We start from the raw sequence: 19,672 nt of genomic DNA, 5'->3' as shown, positions 1-19,672 counted from the left end.
CTTGGGGTAAAATGTTATGGTTTTTTTGTTACTACAATATTTTTTGTGGCTTTGCCCGTATCTGAAGTTATACTTAAAATATAAACTGCTGATTCAAGTCCAGCAACATCAACGCTGAATTGCGCAGTGCTCACTTTATGCGCTCTTACCATTCTTCCGGTAAGGTCATAAATAGTAGCTTTAAGATTGTTATAAGAAGCGAAATCCGATAGTTTTACATTCACCACAGTAGAGGCCGGGTTAGGGTATACTACAAATTGTATCGGTTCAAAATCTTTAGTTCCGGCTACCGGAGCAATTACCACTATAGCTTCTGCGGTATCGCAGTTGCCTCCTGATAAAATGTCGCAAATCTGATACGTGATGGTATACGTTCCCACAGCTGCCGTTACAGGCACATGAAGATTCCCTTCAGCATCAATATTCACACCAGTAAGTCCGTCATTATCGACAACCGTAATTGTAACAGCACTGTTATTAAACGGCAGATTGTTCAGCAGGTCATTCGCTATAACATTACCTGCGATTCCACCCATACCTTCATGCAATTGGACTGCGGTGAAATCATCATTAACTGCCTGAAGTACGTTTAATACTGTTAGTACCGCTGCCCCACTCGACATTGTACAACCCATACCATTGATTAGTTGTACCCTGAAAAAGTAACCGTTAAACGATACCGGTACGTTTGTCATCCCTAATGTATTTGTTGTAGCACCTGAATAAGCAGGAGCAGTACCTCCATCTGTAATAGAAGTCCAGTTTACACCATTGGTGCTTACCTCCCATTGGTAGCTGCTTGCATTTATAGCCAGGGTAACGAACTGGGCATTATTTCCTGTTGTTGTAGTGACAGCAGCAGGCTGGGTATTTATAGCTATCGCTAAAGGTTGCCCGATTGTTATTGTTTCTGATATAGTACATCCGTTAGTATCAGTTATAGTAACGGTATACATACCTGCAGTAAGATTGGAAGCCGTAGCTGCTGTTCCTCCTGATGGAGACCATACATAAGAATATGGAGCTGTACCACCTGCTATTATCACACCAGCGGATCCGTTTGCACTACCATTGCATGATACATCAGTATGAGATGCAATAGCTGTAAGGGCTGCTGGGGCTGTTATAGTGAACAACTGTGCCTGAGAACATCCATTACTATCCGTAACGGTTGCTGTGTACGTTCCTGCACTAAGTCCAGTAGCTGTAGCTGCTGTTCCGCCTGAAGGGGACCATGCATACGTATAGGTTTCTGTTCCGCCTGTTGCAGTTACCGTAGCCGAAGCATTCGAACCACCATTACAGCTTACGTTGATTTGAAAACCCGATGTCGTAATTGCAGTAGGTTGTATAATGGTCAAAGATTGTGTTTGAGTGCAACCGTTACCATCTGTAATCAATACAGTATAAACTCCTGCACTAAGTCCAGTAGCCGTAGCCGCAGTTCCTCCAGATGGAGACCAGGCATACGTATAGGTTCCGGTTCCACCAGTAACACTTACAGTAGCCGAAGCATTTGAACCGCCATTACAACTTACATTATTTTGTGTAGTCGTTGCCGTTAAAAGTGCAGGTTGGCTTATTGTAAAGTTTCTTGTAATGGTACAACCATTAGCGTCTGTAGCAGTTACACTATACGCTCCGGAAGTTAATCCGCTGGCAGTAGCTGCTGTTCCTCCCGAAGGGGACCAGGAATAGGTATAGGTTCCTGTTCCACCACTAACACTTACAGTTGCCGTAGCATTTGAACCGCCATTACAACTTACATTGTTTTGCGTAGTCGTTGCCGTTAAAGGTGCTGGTTGGCTTATCGTAACGTTTTTAGTAATGGTACAACCGTTACCATCTGTAATCAATACAGTATAAACTCCTGCACTAAGTCCAGTAGCCGTAGCTGCCGTTCCTCCGGATGGAGACCAGGCATACGTATAGGTTCCGGTTCCACCAGTAACACTTACAGTAGCCAAAGCATTTGAACCGCCATTACAACTTACATTGTTTTGTGTAGTAGTTGCCGTTAAAGGTGCTGGCTGGCTAATTGTAAAGTTTCTTATAATGGTACAACCATTAGCGTCTGTAGCAGTTACACTATACGCTCCGGAAGTCAATCCGCTGGCAGTAGCTGCCGTCCCTCCAGATGGAGACCAGGAATAGGTATAGGTTCCGGTTCCACCACTAACAGTTACAGTAGCCGTAGCATTTGAACCGCCATTACAACTTACATTGTTTTGTGTAGTCGTTGCCGTTAAAGGTGCTGGCTGGCTTATCGTAAAGTTTCTTATAATGGTACAACCGTTAGCGTCTGTAGCAGTTACACTATACGCTCCGGAAGTCAATCCACTGGCAGTAGCTGCTGTTCCGCCCGAAGGGGACCAGGAATAGGTATAAGTTCCTGTTCCACCACTAACACTTACAGTAGCTGTAGCATTTGAACCGCCATTACAACTTACATTGTTTTGTGTAGTCGTTGCCGCTAAAGGTGCTGGCTGGCTAATTGTAAAGTTTCTTATAATGGTACAACCATTAGCGTCTATAGCAGTTACACTATACGCTCCGGAAGTCAATCCACTGGCAGTAGCTGCCGTCCCTCCAGATGGAGACCAGGAATAGCTATAGGTTCCTGTTCCACCACTAACAGCTACAGTAGCCGTAGCATTTGAACCACCATTACAACTTACATTGTTTTGTGTAGTCGTTGCCGTTAAAGGTGCTGGCTGGCTTATCGTAAAGTTTCTTATAATGGTACAACCATTAGCATCTGTAGCAGTTACACTATACGCTCCGGAAGTTAGTCCGCTGGCAGTAGCTGCCGTTCCTCCCGAAGGGGACCAGGAATAGGTATAAGTTCCAGTTCCACCGCTAACACTTACAGTTGCCGTCGCATTTGAACCACCATTACAACTTACATTGTTTTGCGTAGTCGTTGCCGTTAAAGGTGCTGGCTGGCTAATTGTAAAGTTTCTTATAATGGTACAACCATTAGCGTCTGTAGCAGTTACACTATACGCTCCGGAAGTCAATCCACTGGCAGTAGCTGCCGTCCCTCCGGATGGAGACCACGCATACGTATAAGTTCCAGTTCCACCGCTAACACTTACAGTTGCCGTCGCATTTGAACCACCATTACAACTTACATTGTTTTGTGTAGTCGTTGCCGTTAAAGGTGCAGGTTGGCTAATTGTAAAGTTTCTTGTAATGGTACAACCGTTACCGTCTGTAGCAGTTACACTATACGCTCCGGATGTTAGTCCACTGGCAGTAGCTGCCGTTCCTCCAGATGGAGACCAGGCATAGGTATAGGTTCCTGTTCCACCGCTAACACTTACAGTAGCCGAAGCATTTGAACCGCCATTACAACTTACATTGTTTTGCGTAGTCGTTGCTGTTAAAGGAGCAGGCTGGCTTATTGTAAAGTCTTTAGTAATCGAACAATTATTAATATCGGTAATGGTTACACTATACGCTCCGTAAGTCAATCCGCTGGCAGTAGCTGCTGTTCCTCCCGAAGGTGACCAGGAATAGGTATAGGTTCCGGTTCCACCACTAACAGCTACAGTAGCTGTAGCATTTAAACCGCCATTACAACTTACATTGTTTTGTGTAGTCGTTGCTGTTAATGGAGCAGGCTGGCTTATCGTAACGTTTTTAGTAATGGTACAACCATTAGCATCTGTAGCAGTTACACTATACGCTCCGGAAGTCAATCCGCTGGCAGTAGCTGCCGTTCCTCCGGATGGAGACCATGCATACGCATAGGTTCCTGTTCCACCGCTAACAGCTACAGTAGCCGAAGCATTTGAACCACCATTACAGCTTACATTGTTTTGTGTAGTCGTTGCCGTTAAAGGAGCCGGTTGGCTTATCGTAACGTTTTTAGTAATCGAACAATTATTAATATCGGTAATGGTTACACTATACGCTCCGGATGTTAGTCCACTGGCAGTAGCTGCCGTCCCTCCCGAAGGGGACCAGGAATAGGTATAGGTTCCTGTTCCACCACTAACACTTACAGTTGCCGTAGCATTTGAACCGCCATTACAACTTACATTGTTTTGCGTAGTCGTTGCCGTTAAAGGTGCTGGTTGGCTTATCGTAACGTTTTTAGTAATGGTACAACCATTAGCGTCTGTAGCAGTTACACTATACGCTCCGGAAGTTAATCCGCTGGCAGTAGCCGCAGTTCCTCCAGATGGAGACCAAGCATACGTATAGGTTCCGGTTCCACCAGTAACACTTACAGTTGCCGTAGCATTTGAGCCACCATTACAACTTACATTGTTTTGCGTAGTCGTTGCCGTTAAAGGTGCTGGCTGGCTTATTGTAAAGTTTCTTATAATGGTACAACCATTAGCATCTGTAGCAGTTACACTATACGCTCCCGAAGTCAATCCACTGGCAGTAGCTGCCGTTCCTCCCGAAGGTGACCAGGCATACGTATACGTTCCTGTTCCACCACTAACACTTACAGTTGCCGTCGCATTTGAACCACCATTACAACTTACATTGTTTTGTATAGTCGTTGCCGCTAAAGGTGCTGGCTGGCTTATCGTAACGTTTTTAGTAATGGTACAACCGTTAGCATCTGTAGCAGTTACACTATACGCTCCGGAAGTCAATCCGCTGGCAGTAGCTGCCGTTCCTCCGGATGGAGACCATGCATACGCATAGGTTCCTGTTCCACCGCTAACAGCTACAGTAGCCGAAGCATTTGAACCACCATTACAGCTTACATTGTTTTGTGTAGTCGTTGCCGTTAAAGGAGCCGGTTGGCTTATCGTAACGTTTTTAGTAATCGAACAATTATTAATATCGGTAATGGTTACACTATACGCTCCGGATGTTAGTCCACTGGCAGTAGCTGCCGTCCCTCCCGAAGGGGACCAGGAATAGGTATAGGTTCCTGTTCCACCACTAACACTTACAGTTGCCGTCGCATTTGAACCACCATTACAACTTACATTGTTTTGTGTAGTCGTTGCCGTTAAAGGTGCTGGCTGGCTAATTGTAAAGTTTCTTATAATGGTACAACCATTAGCGTCTGTAGCAGTTACACTATACGCTCCGGAAGTCAATCCACTGGCAGTAGCTGCCGTTCCTCCCGAAGGGGACCAGGAATAGGTATAAGTTCCAGTTCCACCGCTAACACTTACAGTTGCCGTAGCATTTGAACCACCATTACAACTTACATTGTTTTGCGTAGTCGTTGCCGTTAAAGGAGCAGGCTGGCTTATTGTAAAGTTTCTTATAATGGCACAACCATTAGCATCTGTAGCAGTTACACTATACGCTCCGGATGTTAGTCCACTGGCAGTAGCTGCCGTCCCTCCAGATGGAGACCAGGCATACGTATAGGTTCCGGTTCCACCACTAACAGCTACAGTAGCCGTAGCATTTGAACCGCCATTACAGCTTACATTGTTTTGTGTAGTCGTTGCCGCTAAAGGCGCAGGCTGGCTTATCGTAACGTTTTTAGTAATGGTACAACCGTTAGCATCTGTAGCAGTTACACTATACGCTCCGGAAGTCAATCCGCTGGCAGTAGCTGCTGTTCCGCCTCAAGGGGACCAGGAATAGGTATAAGTTCCTGTTCCACCACTAACACTTACAGTAGCTGTAGCATTTGAACCGCCATTACAACTTACATTGTTTTGTGTAGTCGTTGCCGCTAAAGGCGCAGGCTGGCTTATCGTAAAGTCTTTAGTAATCGAACAATTATTAATATCGGTAATGGTTACGGTGTAAGATCCGGAAGTCAATCCGCTTGCCGTAGCTGCAGTTCCGCCGGAAGGAGACCAGGAATAGGTATACCCCTCTCTTCCGCCAGTAACATTTACTGTAGCGGAACCATTAGCGCCTCCATTACAAGCTACATTGACCTGTGAAGTAGTTGCCTCCAAAGGATCAGGTTCTATTACAGTAAAGTTTCTAACAATCGTACAGCCGTTTCCATCCGTAGCAGTTACTGTGTAATTTCCCACAGATAATCCTGTTGCAGTTGCGGTAGTAATTCCTGAATGCCCCCATACATAAGTATACGTACCTGTTCCACCAGAAACAGTTATATTGGCAAAGCCACTGGATCCTCCATGACATCTTACATTATAGGTTGTAGCTGATGCTGTTAGAGGAGTAGGTTGTCCAATCACAAAACTTTGACTACCGGTACAGCCATTCGCATCGGTTACCGTTACCGTATAAGTTCCAGCTGCAAGCCCTGTAAGCATTGCTGTATGTTGTACCGGGTTTGTATTCCAGCTATAAGTATAACTGGGCACGCCACCGGATGGCACAACACTAACTGCTCCATTAGTCCCCTCAAAACACGACACATTCGTTTTTGTTCCTGTTATAATTATTGAAGTTACGGTTAATGTTGCGTAATTTGAATTCATCGTACAGGTCCCGGTTGCTACTGCACGGTACCGATAGCCGGACATATTTGCTGTAGCTCCCGTTATAGTAAGTGTATTGGACGTCACCCCGGAATAGGACGCTCCATTAGAAATATTTGTAAAATTTCCGGATGCATTAGTATCAACCTGCCATTGGTAAGTCGTACTTCCGGTTGCTGACACATTAAAAGTACCACCACCACCCACGCAAACAATTTTATTAATGGGGTCCACAATAGCCGAAACCGTACCATTTACAGCGACATTAACTGTAGCTTTACCGGTAGAAGTGAGTGTAATATTCCCGGTAGGAGTACCGGAAGCCGTTGCCGTCAGTCGTGCATAGACAGTAGTCTCAGCTACGGAACCACTAGTTTGGGGTAACGTAACCGAAGCAGCATAGCCTGTCCCAGCTGTTGTGGAAACTTCATATCCATTAGGCGCGGTCACTACAATACCTGCCGTAAGAGCAGTACCGGAAACTGTAAAATTCTGAGTTGCTGAAACTGTACCCGCACAGGTAGTAAATGACGACAATGCAGTGACAGAAGAATTTATATCTGCTTTTTGCCAGGTCATGTCATCCATCAATATTAAATATCCATTTGAAGATGAAATACTGTAAGAATCAATAATCGCATTTGCATTATTTTGCCCACCAAACGTTGCCATATCAACTAATTTATATTGCTCAAAATTTGTAACAAAACTAGAGGTAACTGTAAATACAAGATTTCCATTCCGTTTACCAATAATTGTAAATGCCATTAAATTTGACTGATACCCATCTCCTGCGAGCTGCATACTTTTCAGCTGAAATAAGGCACTGTTATTAGTCGCAATAGTAAAATTTGGTTTTACCTCTCCATACATATCTGCGTTGCTAACACAGCCACCACCATTGACTCCAAAACTTGTTATATAAAAAGGGCCGCCAGCCTGTGTAGAGATTACAAATTGCTGCCCATTATTGGTAAAAGTTGTAGCTCCATAAGCTACACTTTCAAAATTTTCGGTGGTGGTCTGTGCATGGCTGTTCCATACTCCAAGCAGCAGAAAGAGTAATAATACGTAAAGTTTGTTCATGTAGTAAGGTATTAGGGTGATTTTTATATTTACCCCCAAAATTACCTTAACCCCAATAAACACCGGACTTTTAGAGGCGGACAAATAGGCGGACAAAATCCCTGTAACCGTTCTAAAAGTGTTAAAATTTTAAGACTTTATATTTTATAGTAATTTGAAACGTCAGGCCTGCATTTCTAAAAGAATTTTATCAAACATGTCTTCGTCCTCAATATGCATCTTTTTCTTAAGGCGGTATTTTCGTTTCACTACACTCTCCGGGGAAATCGCCATAAGCCTACCAATGTCTTTATATGGCAACTTTAATTTTAGGAGTGAGGCAAAAAAGAGATCAGTTTTATTAAGGCCCGGATAAGCCTGTAGTAGGTTGGCCCTGAAATGCGGATGTGCCTCGCTAAATTTTTTTTCAAATGCCTCCCAGTAGTCCTCCTGTTTGATAAGCGTCTCTAATTTTTTGGTCAAAAAATCTGCATCGATACCATCCTCTTTTTCTTTAACCGCAACAAGCATCTCGTTGATATTTTCCTGAACCCCGGCCAACCGCATGGCTCCGGACATCAGGTCGCTTTGTTTTTCAAGTAATGATTTCTTAAGTTGGCGATTCGATTCCTGTTCATTTTCATACTGCTGCGCAATGAGTGCATTGCTCATGGTCATGCTTTTCATTTTCTCATTTTCGAGCTTGCGCTTAAATCTGTAGAAGATATATCCCGCCAACATGATTGCCAATGCTGCAACAAACAATCCAATCACTATAATTTTTTTTTGGGTTTCACTTTTGACTTTCAGTGCCAAAAACTTATTATGTTTTGCCAGTGCAATGTTTTTTTTACGCTGTAATTCATTTTGATATTGTGCCTGCTGCTTATTGAGTTTCTCTTCATACCCCGCAAAATTAATACTGTCTTTATAAACCAGGGCTTTTTCCAGGGAAGCAATACTTTTGTCTTTTGCATCATTACTTTTGTAAGTGATGGATTTTTGTTTTTCCAGATCTGCCCTTAGCTTAATCCCAACAGGCGTGTCTTTGAGCTTTTTTTCAGAATCGGCAATTGCTGCAGTCGCTTTATCATATTTTCCATTTTCATTAAGGTCGGTGATGTACCGCAGGAAAATGGCATGGGAAGCATACGATTTTTTTTCATACAACATTTTTAGTCCCTTATCGTAGTAGGCCACCCCTTTTACGAAATCTTTTTCTTTAAAAGCAATGGCACCCAGCCACGCCAAAGCAATCCCCTTAGATTCCGTATCTTTAAATTTATCAAGCCCTGGCAACGCTTCATTAATTGCCGCTTTGGCCTTCGTATAATTTCCAATATAATAAAAGCATTCCCCATAGTTTACGAGTGTCACATAGTAGTTTTTTAGATCGACGGTCTTAAAATAGGAAAGGACATCGGCATACAGGTCTGCAGCAAAAGCATAGTTCTGCGTTCCTACATAAGTTCCGGCCAGCCGTTGCTTTACAGGGTTGATCAGGTCGGGTTTGTTGGATTGCTTAAACAAGTTCAATGCCTCCAAAAGATAGTCAATGGACTTTTCATATTGGAACTGCTGATTGTAAACAGAGGCTATTTCACCATAGACCATACCCAGCCCATTTTTATTCGAAATTTCTTTGTTAAGTGTTTCGGACAATTTGAGGTACTTCAAAGCTGTATCATATTTTGTAAGCTTTCGGTAGGATATTCCTAAATTCAGATAGGCTTTCGCTTTCGATTTAGGGTATTTATCCACGTAGCCGAGTGCCTTTTTATAATAGTATATCGCCGAATCGGGAGCATTGAGCAGATTATGGGCAAAACCATAGTAAACATACATATTGGCATTGGTTGTATCGTGTCGTTTTTCAGTAGTAGTAAGGAAATTCCGTACCAGCGTTTTGGCTTGTTCCGGGTTGCTCATCATAATTTTCCGGATCTGGATCTCTTTAGCCGAAAAACCAGATTGCCCATAATTCTTACCAGTTAACAACAATAGGAATAGTAGTACAAAAGGGGATATTTTTTGTTTTAACATAAGGGGGTTAGCTTGCAGCAAAGTAAAAAAATAAATAGTTATATTCGGCAAACTTAAAATTATTTAATTACTATTTTTTTATCCTAAGAACTTGTATAATTGACAGCAAATTACACCTAAATACACAAGAACCTACGCTATACTTTTAAATTCATTAAAAATCTGATTCTTATAGCATAACGTATGATTTATCTGCCAAAAAAGCATTACTAAATCGTAATTTTACCATAAGAAGCACCTTCATTTATTTCAGAGAAGCCCGCATTTCTACCTTTCAGTCACAAAAAAAGAGGCGCCAGGCCTCTTTACTTCAATTTAAACTTATTGATTATTTTTTGAATTTCCAGTCGAATTCGTCTTTATCATTGAATACCGCTCCAATTTCAACTTTGATTACTTCGTTAAACTCCGTTTGCAGTATCGTCCAATGGGCTTCATTAAAGAAATTCTCATAGGTATCGAAATCTTCCTTTTCCCACTTGGTAAGCCCTTTGGCTTTTAGTTCTTCCTGAACTTCGGTAATGTTTCTACCGATGATTTTTTTGTCGAACAATTGTAATGAAGGATCTGAAGCGATAATGTACCCTAATTTAAGGTCTTCTTCGGTATAAAATGTGATACGCAGTTTCTTATCGTTATACAGGTAGATGATATTTTCTTCCTCGTCTTTGTAGGTACGGCTTGGTTTTCCATAAAGCTTGGTCACATCCTCCTGCTTCATACCGAAAATCAATTTATCGATTCCCGTTTTAGGGTTTATTTTCATTATAATTTATTTTTTAAATTTTCTTTTACACTTTCAAACCATTCCTGGCGCAGTATACTCAGGACAATACTGTCGCGTCGTCCTCCTTCGACCGTAGGCATATGGCTCCTGAATATTCCCTCTACCTGGCATCCGATGCTTTTCATAGCAGCAATACTACGGGCATTGGAAGCATCAGCACGAAATTCCACACGTTCCATCCCCAGCGTTTCAAAAGCAAACTCCAGCAGCAGGTATTTACAGTGGCGGTTAAGCCCCGTTCCCTGGAATGCTTTACCGTACCAGGTATAGCCCAATTGCAGGGTCTTATAGACTAAGTTAATATCATAAAAACGCGTACTTCCGGCATAGCTCCCGGTTTTTTTGTCCAACACGATAAAAGGGAACTCTGTTTTGTTGGCTTTCGCCTGTAGGGCAATACGAATATAGTTGACCAGATTCCCACGTCCATTCGCCCGTATCAGGGAATACTTCCAGGTATCCGGCTCTTGTTCCGAAAAAACCTCCAGGTATTCCACGTCTGATTCCTGTAAGGGACGTAATAAAACACGCTCGTCCTCCAGTACAATTTCCTTATTCCAATCTAATTCCTGATTCATACTTTTAGTATCCGATCCCGTTAAAAAATAATGTCCCGAAATGGCTGCAATTAATATTCAAATGTGCCGTATTCGCTGGTAATGGTCAGTTTTTTTGTCTCCGAAGCTTCCACCCGTCCTACAATCTGTGCAGGTACACCAAATGATTCCGAAATAGCGATGATATCCGCAGCTACTGCTTCCGGAACATACAGTTCCATACGATGTCCGCAGTTGAATACCTGGTACATTTCCTTCCAGTCGGTTTTGGATTGCTCCTGAATCAGTTTAAACAATGGCGGAACCGGAAAAAGGTTGTCTTTTATAACATGTACATCTTTTACGAAGTGCAATATTTTCGTCTGTGCCCCACCACTGCAATGAACCATACCATGTACGAACGCAGCGTTATATTTTTCCAGTATTTTTTTTATGATCGGTGCATACGTACGGGTTGGCGAAAGTACCAGTTTACCCGCATCAATCGGGCTGTCCGCTACTGCATCGGTAAGCGCTACTGCTCCGGAATACACCAGTTCAGCTGGTACCGAAGCATCAAAGCTTTCCGGGTATTTCTGGGCCAGCAGCTTATGGAATACATCATGTCGAGCCGATGTCAATCCGTTGCTTCCCATACCACCGTTATATGATTTTTCATAGGTCGCCTGGCCAAAAGATGCCAGTCCTACAATCACATCACCTGCTTTAATATTGGCATTATCAATTACGTCTTCCCTTTTCATTCGGGCGGTAACTGTTGAATCTACAATAATTGTACGCACAATATCCCCCACATCGGCAGTTTCGCCACCGGTAGAATGAATGGTCACGCCAAAAGTTTTGAGTTCATTGATCAGTTCTTCCGTTCCATTAATGATCGCCGAAATTACTTCCGAAGGGATGAGGTTTTTATTTCTTCCAATAGTAGACGAAAGTAATATATTGTCTGTCGCACCAACGCACAGCAAATCATCAATATTCATAATCAGTGCATCCTGGGCAATTCCTTTCCATACACTAATATCGCCGGTTTCTTTCCAGTACATATAGGCCAGTGACGATTTGGTACCTGCCCCATCGGCATGCATAATCAGGCAATATTGGTCATCATTGGTCAGGTAATCCGGCACAATCTTACAGAATGCCTGTGGAAATAACCCTTTATCAATGTTTTTTATGGCGTTATGTACATCTTCCTTAGATGCCGAAACACCTCTTAAAGCATAACGTTTGCTGGTATCAGAACTCATAAATTATTTTGTGTTGTTGTTGCGCGCAAAGATAATTATTTAATATAATAATGCTGCAATTATCCGCTACAACAATTACGCTTTTAGCGATTTAAAAACAGCACCGGATTATTTGGAAAGGATTTCAATTTCAACACGGCGGTTTGCTGCGCGTTCTTCCTCATTTTTCTCCGGTAACGGATAGATGGCTTTGGTACTTCCAAATCCCTGATAGGTAATCCTGCTTTTGTCAATCCCGTTGGCCTGGAGAAATCCGGAAATGGCTTTGGCTCTTTTGGTAGACAGGTCAATGCGGTCATTAGGCATACAGCACAAATGGCCCTGGATATCAATCCTAAGATCCGGATTCTGTTGCATGACCATCAGGAGTTCGTACAGTTTGGGTCGCGACTCCTGGACAATAGCAAAGGTATTAATCTGGAAATTCAAATCCTGTAAGGCTATTTTGGTACCTGTTTCGGCATCGGATATTTTTTTCATAAAAGCCACATCCAGTGGAATGACAGTTTCCGATCCGTTGGGATTGCGCACCGTTACCTTATCCGAGTATACCGGAGCTTTTTTCACTTTTGCCACAGGCTTTTCTTCCTGAATCCCAAGGATTTCATTTTCACGCGACAGGTCTTTGGCTTCAATATAATAAATTACCACTTTTCGATTTTCGGATTTTATGGCCGAATGCTTGTGGCGTTCCCCATAACTGCGGGTTTTAAAATCAGACCGTATCTTTACTTTATCCTTAATCAGTGCCAGTACAGCATTCACCCTTTTGCGGGCCAGTGTATCGTTAAATCCTACGGTTCCATCCTCATCACAAAAACCATTTATTGCTACAATTTTCACCGTACCATGGGAGGCAATCCAGCTTTCCAGTTTTGGCAATTCCGACTTTTTTACTTCCGATTTATTGCTGTCAAAATAGACTGGAAATTCCGACTGTGCCATCGTAGTGGCAACGCAAAACACCAACAGAAAAAATGTAATTTTAATTTTCATAACCCACTTAATTTTACCCCTAAATTATACTTTTTATTCTAACCCTGCTTTTTCTTCTTTAAAAATCCATTTTAAAGGAACTGTTTCCCATGGATTCTAAACAAAAAAAGACCTCTTTGCAGAGGTCTTTTATACTTTGAAGGTTTATTATTTTGTAAACAATAATTCCCTGTATTTCGTCAAGGTCCAGATTTCATCATCAACCAATAACTCCAATTTATCACAGTGGTTTCTGATCACATCAAAATAAGGTCGTACAGCATCACAATAGGCTTCCGCAGATTCCTGGGCACCAAGCTCATTTGCTTTTTTACGTTCTTCAGTCATCTCTTCCACTTTCATGTTGATTCCAGCAATATGCTCAGAAATTTCACGGATCAAAACGATTTGCTCTTTTCCGATAGTTTCATATTCTGCACCGAAAATCTCTTTTAGGCCGCGTACATTTTCAATCAGTGTATTTTGGTAGCGAATAGCCGTTGGAATTACGTGGTTTCTTGCGATATCACCTAATACACGCCCTTCGATCTGGATTCTTTTTGTATATTCTTCCAATTCGATTTCGTAACGTGCTTCCACTTCTACATGGTTCATTACATTCATTTCGCTGAAAAGGCTGATCGCTTGTTCTGAAACTCTGGCCTGTAAAGCTTTTGGAGTTGTTTTAAAGTTGCTCAGTCCTCTTTTTCCTGCTTCAATTTCCCAGGCATCGCTATAACCGTCACCTTCAAAAAGGATATTTTTCGATTGTTTGATGTACTCTCTTAAAACATTAAAGATCGCATCATCTTTTTTCATGTCTTTATTCTCGATCAGGTTGTCCACCTCAACTTTAAATTCTTTCAGTTGTTTGGCCACAATCGTATTCAGGGTTGTCATAGAATTAGCACAGTTTGCACTGGAACCGACAGCTCTGAATTCAAATTTATTCCCTGTAAATGCAAATGGAGAAGTCCTGTTTCTATCGGTATTGTCCAATAGTACATCTGGAATTTTACCCACTACATTCAATTTCAGGTCGGTTTTTTCTTCTGGTGATAATTTACCGGTAGATACTCCTTCCAGTTCAGCCAATACTTTCGTCAATTGCTCTCCGATGAATACCGAAATAATAGCTGGTGGTGCTTCATTAGCCCCTAATCGGTGGTCATTGCTTGCAGAAGCAATAGCGCCTCTTAATAAAGCCTCATACGTATTTACTGCTTTTATCGTATTGATAAAGAACGTTAAGAACTGTAAGTTACTCATTGGTGTTTTGCTCGGACTCAATAAGTTCACTCCGGTATCTGTTGCCAGTGACCAGTTGTTGTGTTTCCCTGATCCGTTTACACCTTTGAATGGTTTTTCATGGAACAATACTTTAAAGTCATGGCGCTCTGCTACTTTCTGCATTACATCCATCAATAAAGAGTTATGGTCTACCGCAAGGTTGGTCTCTTCAAAAATTGGAGCCAGCTCAAATTGATTCGGAGCTACTTCATTGTGACGTGTTTTTACCGGGATTCCCAATAACATACACTCATATTCCAATTCGCGCATGTATACCAAGGCACGGGTTGGGATCGATCCGAAATAGTGATCGTCCAATTGTTGCCCTTTCGCAGAAGTATGCCCTAATAAGGTTCTTCCGGTCATCAGGATATCAGGTCGTGTATTCGCCAAAGCGGAATCAATCAGGAAATATTCCTGTTCCCATCCTAAAGTAGCGGTTACCTTTTTTACATTTTTATCAAAATAGCGGCATACCGAAGTTGCAGCTTCATCAATAGCATTTAAAGCTCTTAATAATGGTGTCTTGTAATCCAGAGCTTCTCCTGTATAGGATACAAAAACTGTTGGAATACATAAAGTAGTACCGAATATAAAAGCTGGAGAGGTTGGATCCCAGGCAGTATAACCACGGGCTTCAAACGTATTACGGATTCCTCCGTTTGGAAAACTGGAAGCATCCGGCTCTTGTTGTACCAATTGCCCACCACCAAATTTCTCTACCGGATCAGATCCGTCATAAGAAGTTTCAAAGAAAGCATCATGCTTTTCTGCTGTAGTTCCGGTCAAAGGCTGGAACCAGTGGGTATAATGAGTCACACCTTTAGACAGTGCCCATTCTTTCATTCCTAAAGCGATATAATCGGCTAATTTTCTGTCAATCTTTTTTCCGTGTTGTACTGCATCTTTCACACCTTGGTAGGCATCTGAAGTCAGATACTGTCGCATGGACTTATCATTAAATACATTGCTACCGAAGATGGCCGATTTTTTATCGAGCTCTTCAAATTTTACAGGTTTTCTTGCTGATGAAACTTTCAACGCTTCAAAACGTAATGTTGACATAAAATTGGTTGTTTTTAAATTATACCCCGATTAAGATGATGCAAATATATAAAAAATATAAACATCTGATATTTTACCCCTATTATTTTTGGGGCTAAATACACAAAATACATTTTAAGGACTAAAAATTACAGATTATTGAAAGCGATGCATAGCAGATCCTCAAAAATGACACCTTAATTATATATAATAGGGATCAAATTCCCCTATTTTCCACACGGTATGGTAATTATGTAAGAATAAAATTTATTGTGTAAAGCAAATTGTATGATGAATACCCATATTTGTAATACAATAAAACACTATAACCAACCAAATTAATTAATCTACGATAATGGGACAGAATAAAAATTTAAACAGCAATTACGATTTCAAAAGAAATTTAGCCCATCAGAATTTTAGCGCCGAAGATTTTACCGATATGTATGATGATACATTTTCAGTACACAGCCTAAGCCCTAAAGCGAAACGTGTGGTGAAAAATACATCGGGAAGAAACAACAACACTTCCGAAGGAATCCGAAAAAACAGAGGTTAATCCCAGTAGACTGGTAACACTAAAAATAATAATTATGAGTGATAGAAAAGTAGTATTGGGTATCGCAGCCGGAGTTGCAGCCCTTGGTATTGTAAGTGTGCTTGTGGCACGTAAAAAAGGATATTTAAAATCCGATAAGCTTTCTAAAGAAGCAAAAGATATTTCTGAAAACTTCAAAAGCAAGTTGAACGAGTTGAAGAAAAAAGCCAAAAAAGATTTAAAAGCAGCACTGGAAGAAGGTGATTCCAGAGCAAGTAAAGCAAAAGAATGGATCAATAAAGCCAATTCTATACACTAGACCATTATTCCTAACCGAATACCGAAAAAGAAAACCCTATTTACCTAAAAACGACTTATTGCTAGTAAGTCGTTTTTTTTATGTGCTTTTGCCAATGACAATTTCTGCTGTATGAACCTGCGGTGATCTCGAAAAAAGCTCGGTATCCCGATCCATAATCAATTTCCATATCCTGCCGGAGATGTGTGCTTCCCGATGCTCTTCATCTTCAAAGGTATCAAAGACTCCATAAGTATGTGCTCCAATTTTCAGGACAAACCAATGCACAGCATGCTCTTCTTCTGCGATAATCTGAAAGGTATCCCGAAGGAATTGTTCTACTGCAGCTTCTTTACCCGGAATCGCTTCTAATTTTGTTAACAGGGCCAGTTTCGACATAGGATTGCTTTTTTGATAGGGGGCAAAATTATAAACTAATCGTAAGGCAGCTGAAAAATCAAATTAAGATTAACATTCTTTTAGCGGTTGTGGAACAAATAAGAAAGGGAGCTACACTGTAGCTCCCTTTAGGTTTTAATTCTGTATTTTAATTATTTTTTGCCTGGTGTAAGGCTTTTTATATTTTGCTGGTTGATATTGTAATATTTCACTACAGCATTATAATCGCTGAAATCAACTGGTGCAGCTCCGCCTTTATTAGACAGGTATCCTGGAATAATTACTACCCTGAAAACCTGGTTGTCTGTAAAAGCAGGTGTTAAAACATTTCCATCAAAGAACAGGTAAAGATTGATATCCTGTACTGTGAAGTCAAAAGTATAAGACAATTCACCATCGGTAAAGTTATACGTTTGTGGCAATTGTTCCCAGATATCCAATGTACCGCTGGTACCAGCAAGCCTGTAGATCATAATCATATCGGAATTGTAGATTACAGGATTTAAACTGTAATTGATCCTGTAATTATTTGCAGCTGTAAAAGTTGTATTCTGATTAATTTCAAATACTTCAGCAATAGTATCACGATCTACCTGGTTGGCAGTATCATCATCATTACAGCTTGTAAAAGTTATAAACCCGATAAGGGACAGAATGGAGAGTAATTTTTTCATAGTTTTTTATTTTTAATTGATTTCATAAAGATACCCAATAATCAGACCAAAAATAATAATTTTATAGGATTAAGCGTATTTTTTATTCCAGATTGTTTCAATAGCTTTGACTGTATGTATGAAAATCTAAAACTTTACATGGTAATTCTGGGATGTAAACCACTGGGGCGGTTTACGGAACAACATGATGTTTTTTTCGGAATTGCCGAAAACTTAAAAGATCTCCTTCCGGACATGAATGCTTTTTGGCCCGAAGCAGAAGGCCGTTTCCACATTGATGCCTGGCGGGAAGTCACAACTGTGGATAGCTACAACATTAGTATTGCAGCTGCAGATCCTGCTAAAAATAGCAAAGAAAAATTATTCTTCCTAAATTTAGGAGGATACAAACCTGGCGAATTTGAAGAATACCATTATAAAGTACTTACAGTAACGGCCAATCTCACTAAGGCCATTAAAAAAGCCACAGCCACAGCTTTTTACAAACACTATAATTTTAAAGGAGCATTTTCCCATATCGATGACCAATATGGTGTGGATGTAGATGATGCTTATGCCGTAGAAGAGATATTGCCGAAGCATTACACGTTACACTATCGCCTGGAGCTCACCCCGGTACTCATGCAGCCCGCGGATATCCTGCATATCGGCTATCTGGAGCCTAAAAAAATGTAAATTCGAACCTAATATACTCAGGGGCGTTTGAGATAATCGCCCAAATACTGCCGTAAATCCAGTTTGTGCAGCTGTTCGGGGCTATTGATTAAAGGCCGCCTCATAAAGCGCTCATTCGTTAGATAATAATCGAGCCCATTTAGTGTCGTGATCCCTTCAATTTGATGCCGCCCAAAATTCAGGTAGAGCTTCCGCTTGTTCCCGGAAAAAAAATCCTGCCCTTTATAATCGTATAATAAATACACAAAAGGCTGTAGCGTACGACTGTACCCACAGAGTACTACCAATTTTTCCTGCTCCAGAAAAGCCGCTCCTGTCACCAGGCCCTGTACGTCCAAATCAGCCTTAGGAAGTGCAACATAATCCCCCGGTAATTTCGGGATGGCGTACAGCCGGGTCTTTTGGGATTGCCACTGCTTAGAGAACAGGTACAGGCTATCCTGTCCTACCACAAAAGCTTCCATATCAAAATCGGTGCTGTTGGGTGCCAGTGGTGTAATTGTGGTTTGGTCCGCATAACGAAAATGAATCGTATCGATTACCGGTGTTCCTGCCAAAAATGAAGTTTTGTTGATTCGTAGAAAATGCAAATCGGTACGGCTGCCACTGCCATTATTCCCGGTATCCGCTACATACAGATAGGTGCTGTCCTGCCCCAATTCTTCCCAATCGGTATTCGTCACTCCCGGCAACGGATAGCTCTTTACAACGTTTCCGGTTAGCGTGTCGAGCCGATAAAGGTTGGTATCGGTATCATCATTCATGGCCCACAAATTCCCGTCCCACATCATAAGCCCGGAGGTTTCTAATACTTTGGCATCAATCCCTACCGAAAAATGAGGTTTTACAGTCGCCTTGGCATAGCTGCAACTCCCGTCATTGGTGACGGCTTGTGGATTATAATTCAGCGATAGCGGATCGGTACATCCGGAGTTTTGTGCCCTGGACGGAACTATCCAACCAAAAAGCAACAGGAACAAAATGCCGGTTTTTATTGTATTCATAGTGCCTTGTTGAAGTTTAAAGGTAATTCTAATTTGTAGATTTTTTTACACTACCATTTAAAAAAAATAGCCTGCAATATCAAATTGGCAGGCTATTCTTTTAGCGTTACAACTCTTTTTGTATACTAAACAAAAAGAGAACTTTATGATTCACTACGATTGTTTCTTTACATATAAGGTATAATTGCCTTTTACCAAAGAATACAGCCATAATGCCAATAACCCTAAAACGACATAATAAAATACGGAATCAGAGGAATGTGTAACAAGATCGGAAACGAAAGTATAAATAGTATACAGTAATCCCAGAAAAAGCAATCCCATTACAATGATGACACTCTCTTTCTTCTCTTTATAATAGCGTTTGGTAATGAGTGCCAATGCAATAAAAGGCAACAGGAAAAGTAATTTATACCACCAGTCATCAGCAGTATAAACACCATATAACGCCCCGATGCACAGAAAAATCATATATACCGAAGAGGGAAGAAAACACCATAGATTGGTAATATTATTAGCATCAATAGCATCAAACTGAGCCGGTAGGTGCATGTCTATTTCTTCCTGTGTGAATCCATCCCGCAATAAGCGTTCTATTGTTTCATTTTTAGGGTAATTGTAGTGTGCATATCCTGCAATTTCCTCTTTGATATCCTTGTTTGGCATATTTTATTTTTTTAG

The 19,672-nt window shown here is 41.3% G+C and carries 15 protein-coding genes; 3 read left to right on the top strand and 12 right to left on the bottom strand.

Annotation, left to right across the window (positions count from 1 at the left end):
• Positions 1 to 14: 14 nt before the first annotated feature.
• From FK004_RS10440 to FK004_RS10405, 8 genes are all read right to left on the bottom strand, one after another.
• The gene (locus tag FK004_RS10440) at positions 15 to 5,528 is read right to left on the bottom strand and encodes a T9SS type A sorting domain-containing protein (RefSeq protein WP_108737203.1); all 5,514 of its coding nucleotides are present in this window, start codon (positions 5,526 to 5,528) and stop codon (positions 15 to 17) included.
• 27 nt (positions 5,529 to 5,555) lie between these two features.
• Complete coding sequence (locus FK004_RS10435) at positions 5,556 to 7,478, bottom strand: beta strand repeat-containing protein (RefSeq protein ID WP_157956072.1); 1,923 nt, start codon at positions 7,476 to 7,478, stop codon at positions 5,556 to 5,558.
• 162 nt (positions 7,479 to 7,640) lie between these two features.
• Positions 7,641 to 9,500, bottom strand: a complete 1,860-nt coding sequence (locus tag FK004_RS10430) for a tetratricopeptide repeat protein (RefSeq protein WP_157956071.1) — start codon at positions 9,498 to 9,500, stop codon at positions 7,641 to 7,643.
• A 328-nt stretch (positions 9,501 to 9,828) separates the two neighbouring features.
• Complete coding sequence (locus FK004_RS10425; protein WP_108737200.1) at positions 9,829 to 10,266, bottom strand: hypothetical protein; 438 nt, start codon at positions 10,264 to 10,266, stop codon at positions 9,829 to 9,831.
• A complete protein-coding gene (locus tag FK004_RS10420) occupies positions 10,266 to 10,865 on the bottom strand; it encodes a GNAT family N-acetyltransferase (RefSeq protein ID WP_108737199.1) in 600 nt (199 codons plus the stop codon). The genes FK004_RS10425 and FK004_RS10420 overlap by 1 nt, the downstream gene beginning before the upstream one ends.
• 50 nt (positions 10,866 to 10,915) lie before the next feature.
• Positions 10,916 to 12,094 carry an AIR synthase related protein gene (locus tag FK004_RS10415; protein ID WP_108737198.1) on the bottom strand — a complete coding sequence of 393 codons (1,179 nt, stop codon included), beginning with the start codon at positions 12,092 to 12,094 and terminating at the stop codon, positions 10,916 to 10,918.
• 108 nt (positions 12,095 to 12,202) lie between these two features.
• Complete coding sequence (locus FK004_RS10410) at positions 12,203 to 13,090, bottom strand: OmpA family protein (protein WP_227871588.1); 888 nt, start codon at positions 13,088 to 13,090, stop codon at positions 12,203 to 12,205.
• A 147-nt stretch (positions 13,091 to 13,237) separates the two neighbouring features.
• Positions 13,238 to 15,424 (bottom strand): glutamine synthetase III family protein, encoded by a 2,187-nt coding sequence (locus FK004_RS10405; protein WP_108737197.1) that lies wholly within the window; start codon positions 15,422 to 15,424, stop codon positions 13,238 to 13,240.
• 334 nt (positions 15,425 to 15,758) lie between these two features.
• On the opposite strand from FK004_RS10405, the gene FK004_RS10400 reads away from it, so the two are divergent.
• Positions 15,759 to 15,962 carry a hypothetical protein gene (locus tag FK004_RS10400; protein ID WP_108737196.1) on the top strand — a complete coding sequence of 68 codons (204 nt, stop codon included), beginning with the start codon at positions 15,759 to 15,761 and terminating at the stop codon, positions 15,960 to 15,962.
• A gap of 34 nt (positions 15,963 to 15,996) precedes the next feature.
• Positions 15,997 to 16,260, top strand: a complete 264-nt coding sequence (locus tag FK004_RS10395; protein WP_108737195.1) for a hypothetical protein — start codon at positions 15,997 to 15,999, stop codon at positions 16,258 to 16,260.
• A gap of 78 nt (positions 16,261 to 16,338) precedes the next feature.
• Here the strand turns inward: FK004_RS10395 and FK004_RS10390 are convergent, their stop codons facing one another.
• Positions 16,339 to 16,638 (bottom strand): putative quinol monooxygenase, encoded by a 300-nt coding sequence (locus FK004_RS10390; protein ID WP_108737194.1) that lies wholly within the window; start codon positions 16,636 to 16,638, stop codon positions 16,339 to 16,341.
• 152 nt (positions 16,639 to 16,790) lie between these two features.
• Positions 16,791 to 17,312 (bottom strand): hypothetical protein, encoded by a 522-nt coding sequence (locus tag FK004_RS10385; protein WP_108737193.1) that lies wholly within the window; start codon positions 17,310 to 17,312, stop codon positions 16,791 to 16,793.
• A 114-nt stretch (positions 17,313 to 17,426) separates the two neighbouring features.
• Between FK004_RS10385 and FK004_RS10380 the strand changes: the two genes are divergently transcribed.
• Positions 17,427 to 17,987, top strand: a complete 561-nt coding sequence (locus tag FK004_RS10380; protein ID WP_108737192.1) for a DUF1543 domain-containing protein — start codon at positions 17,427 to 17,429, stop codon at positions 17,985 to 17,987.
• Positions 17,988 to 18,004: 17 nt separating this feature from the next.
• Here the strand turns inward: FK004_RS10380 and FK004_RS10375 are convergent, their stop codons facing one another.
• Both FK004_RS10375 and FK004_RS10370 read right to left on the bottom strand, forming a co-directional pair.
• Entirely contained in the window at positions 18,005 to 18,991 is a 987-nt protein-coding gene (locus FK004_RS10375; protein ID WP_227871587.1) for a T9SS C-terminal target domain-containing protein, read from the bottom strand.
• Positions 18,992 to 19,144: 153 nt separating this feature from the next.
• Positions 19,145 to 19,657 carry a hypothetical protein gene (locus FK004_RS10370; protein WP_108737191.1) on the bottom strand — a complete coding sequence of 171 codons (513 nt, stop codon included), beginning with the start codon at positions 19,655 to 19,657 and terminating at the stop codon, positions 19,145 to 19,147.
• Positions 19,658 to 19,672 lie beyond the last annotated feature (15 nt).

Origin of the sequence: Flavobacterium kingsejongi, from assembly GCF_003076475.1 — a bacterium.
GTDB lineage: Bacteria > Bacteroidota > Bacteroidia > Flavobacteriales > Flavobacteriaceae > Flavobacterium > Flavobacterium kingsejongi.
This window is presented reverse-complemented; position numbering and strand designations above follow the sequence as displayed.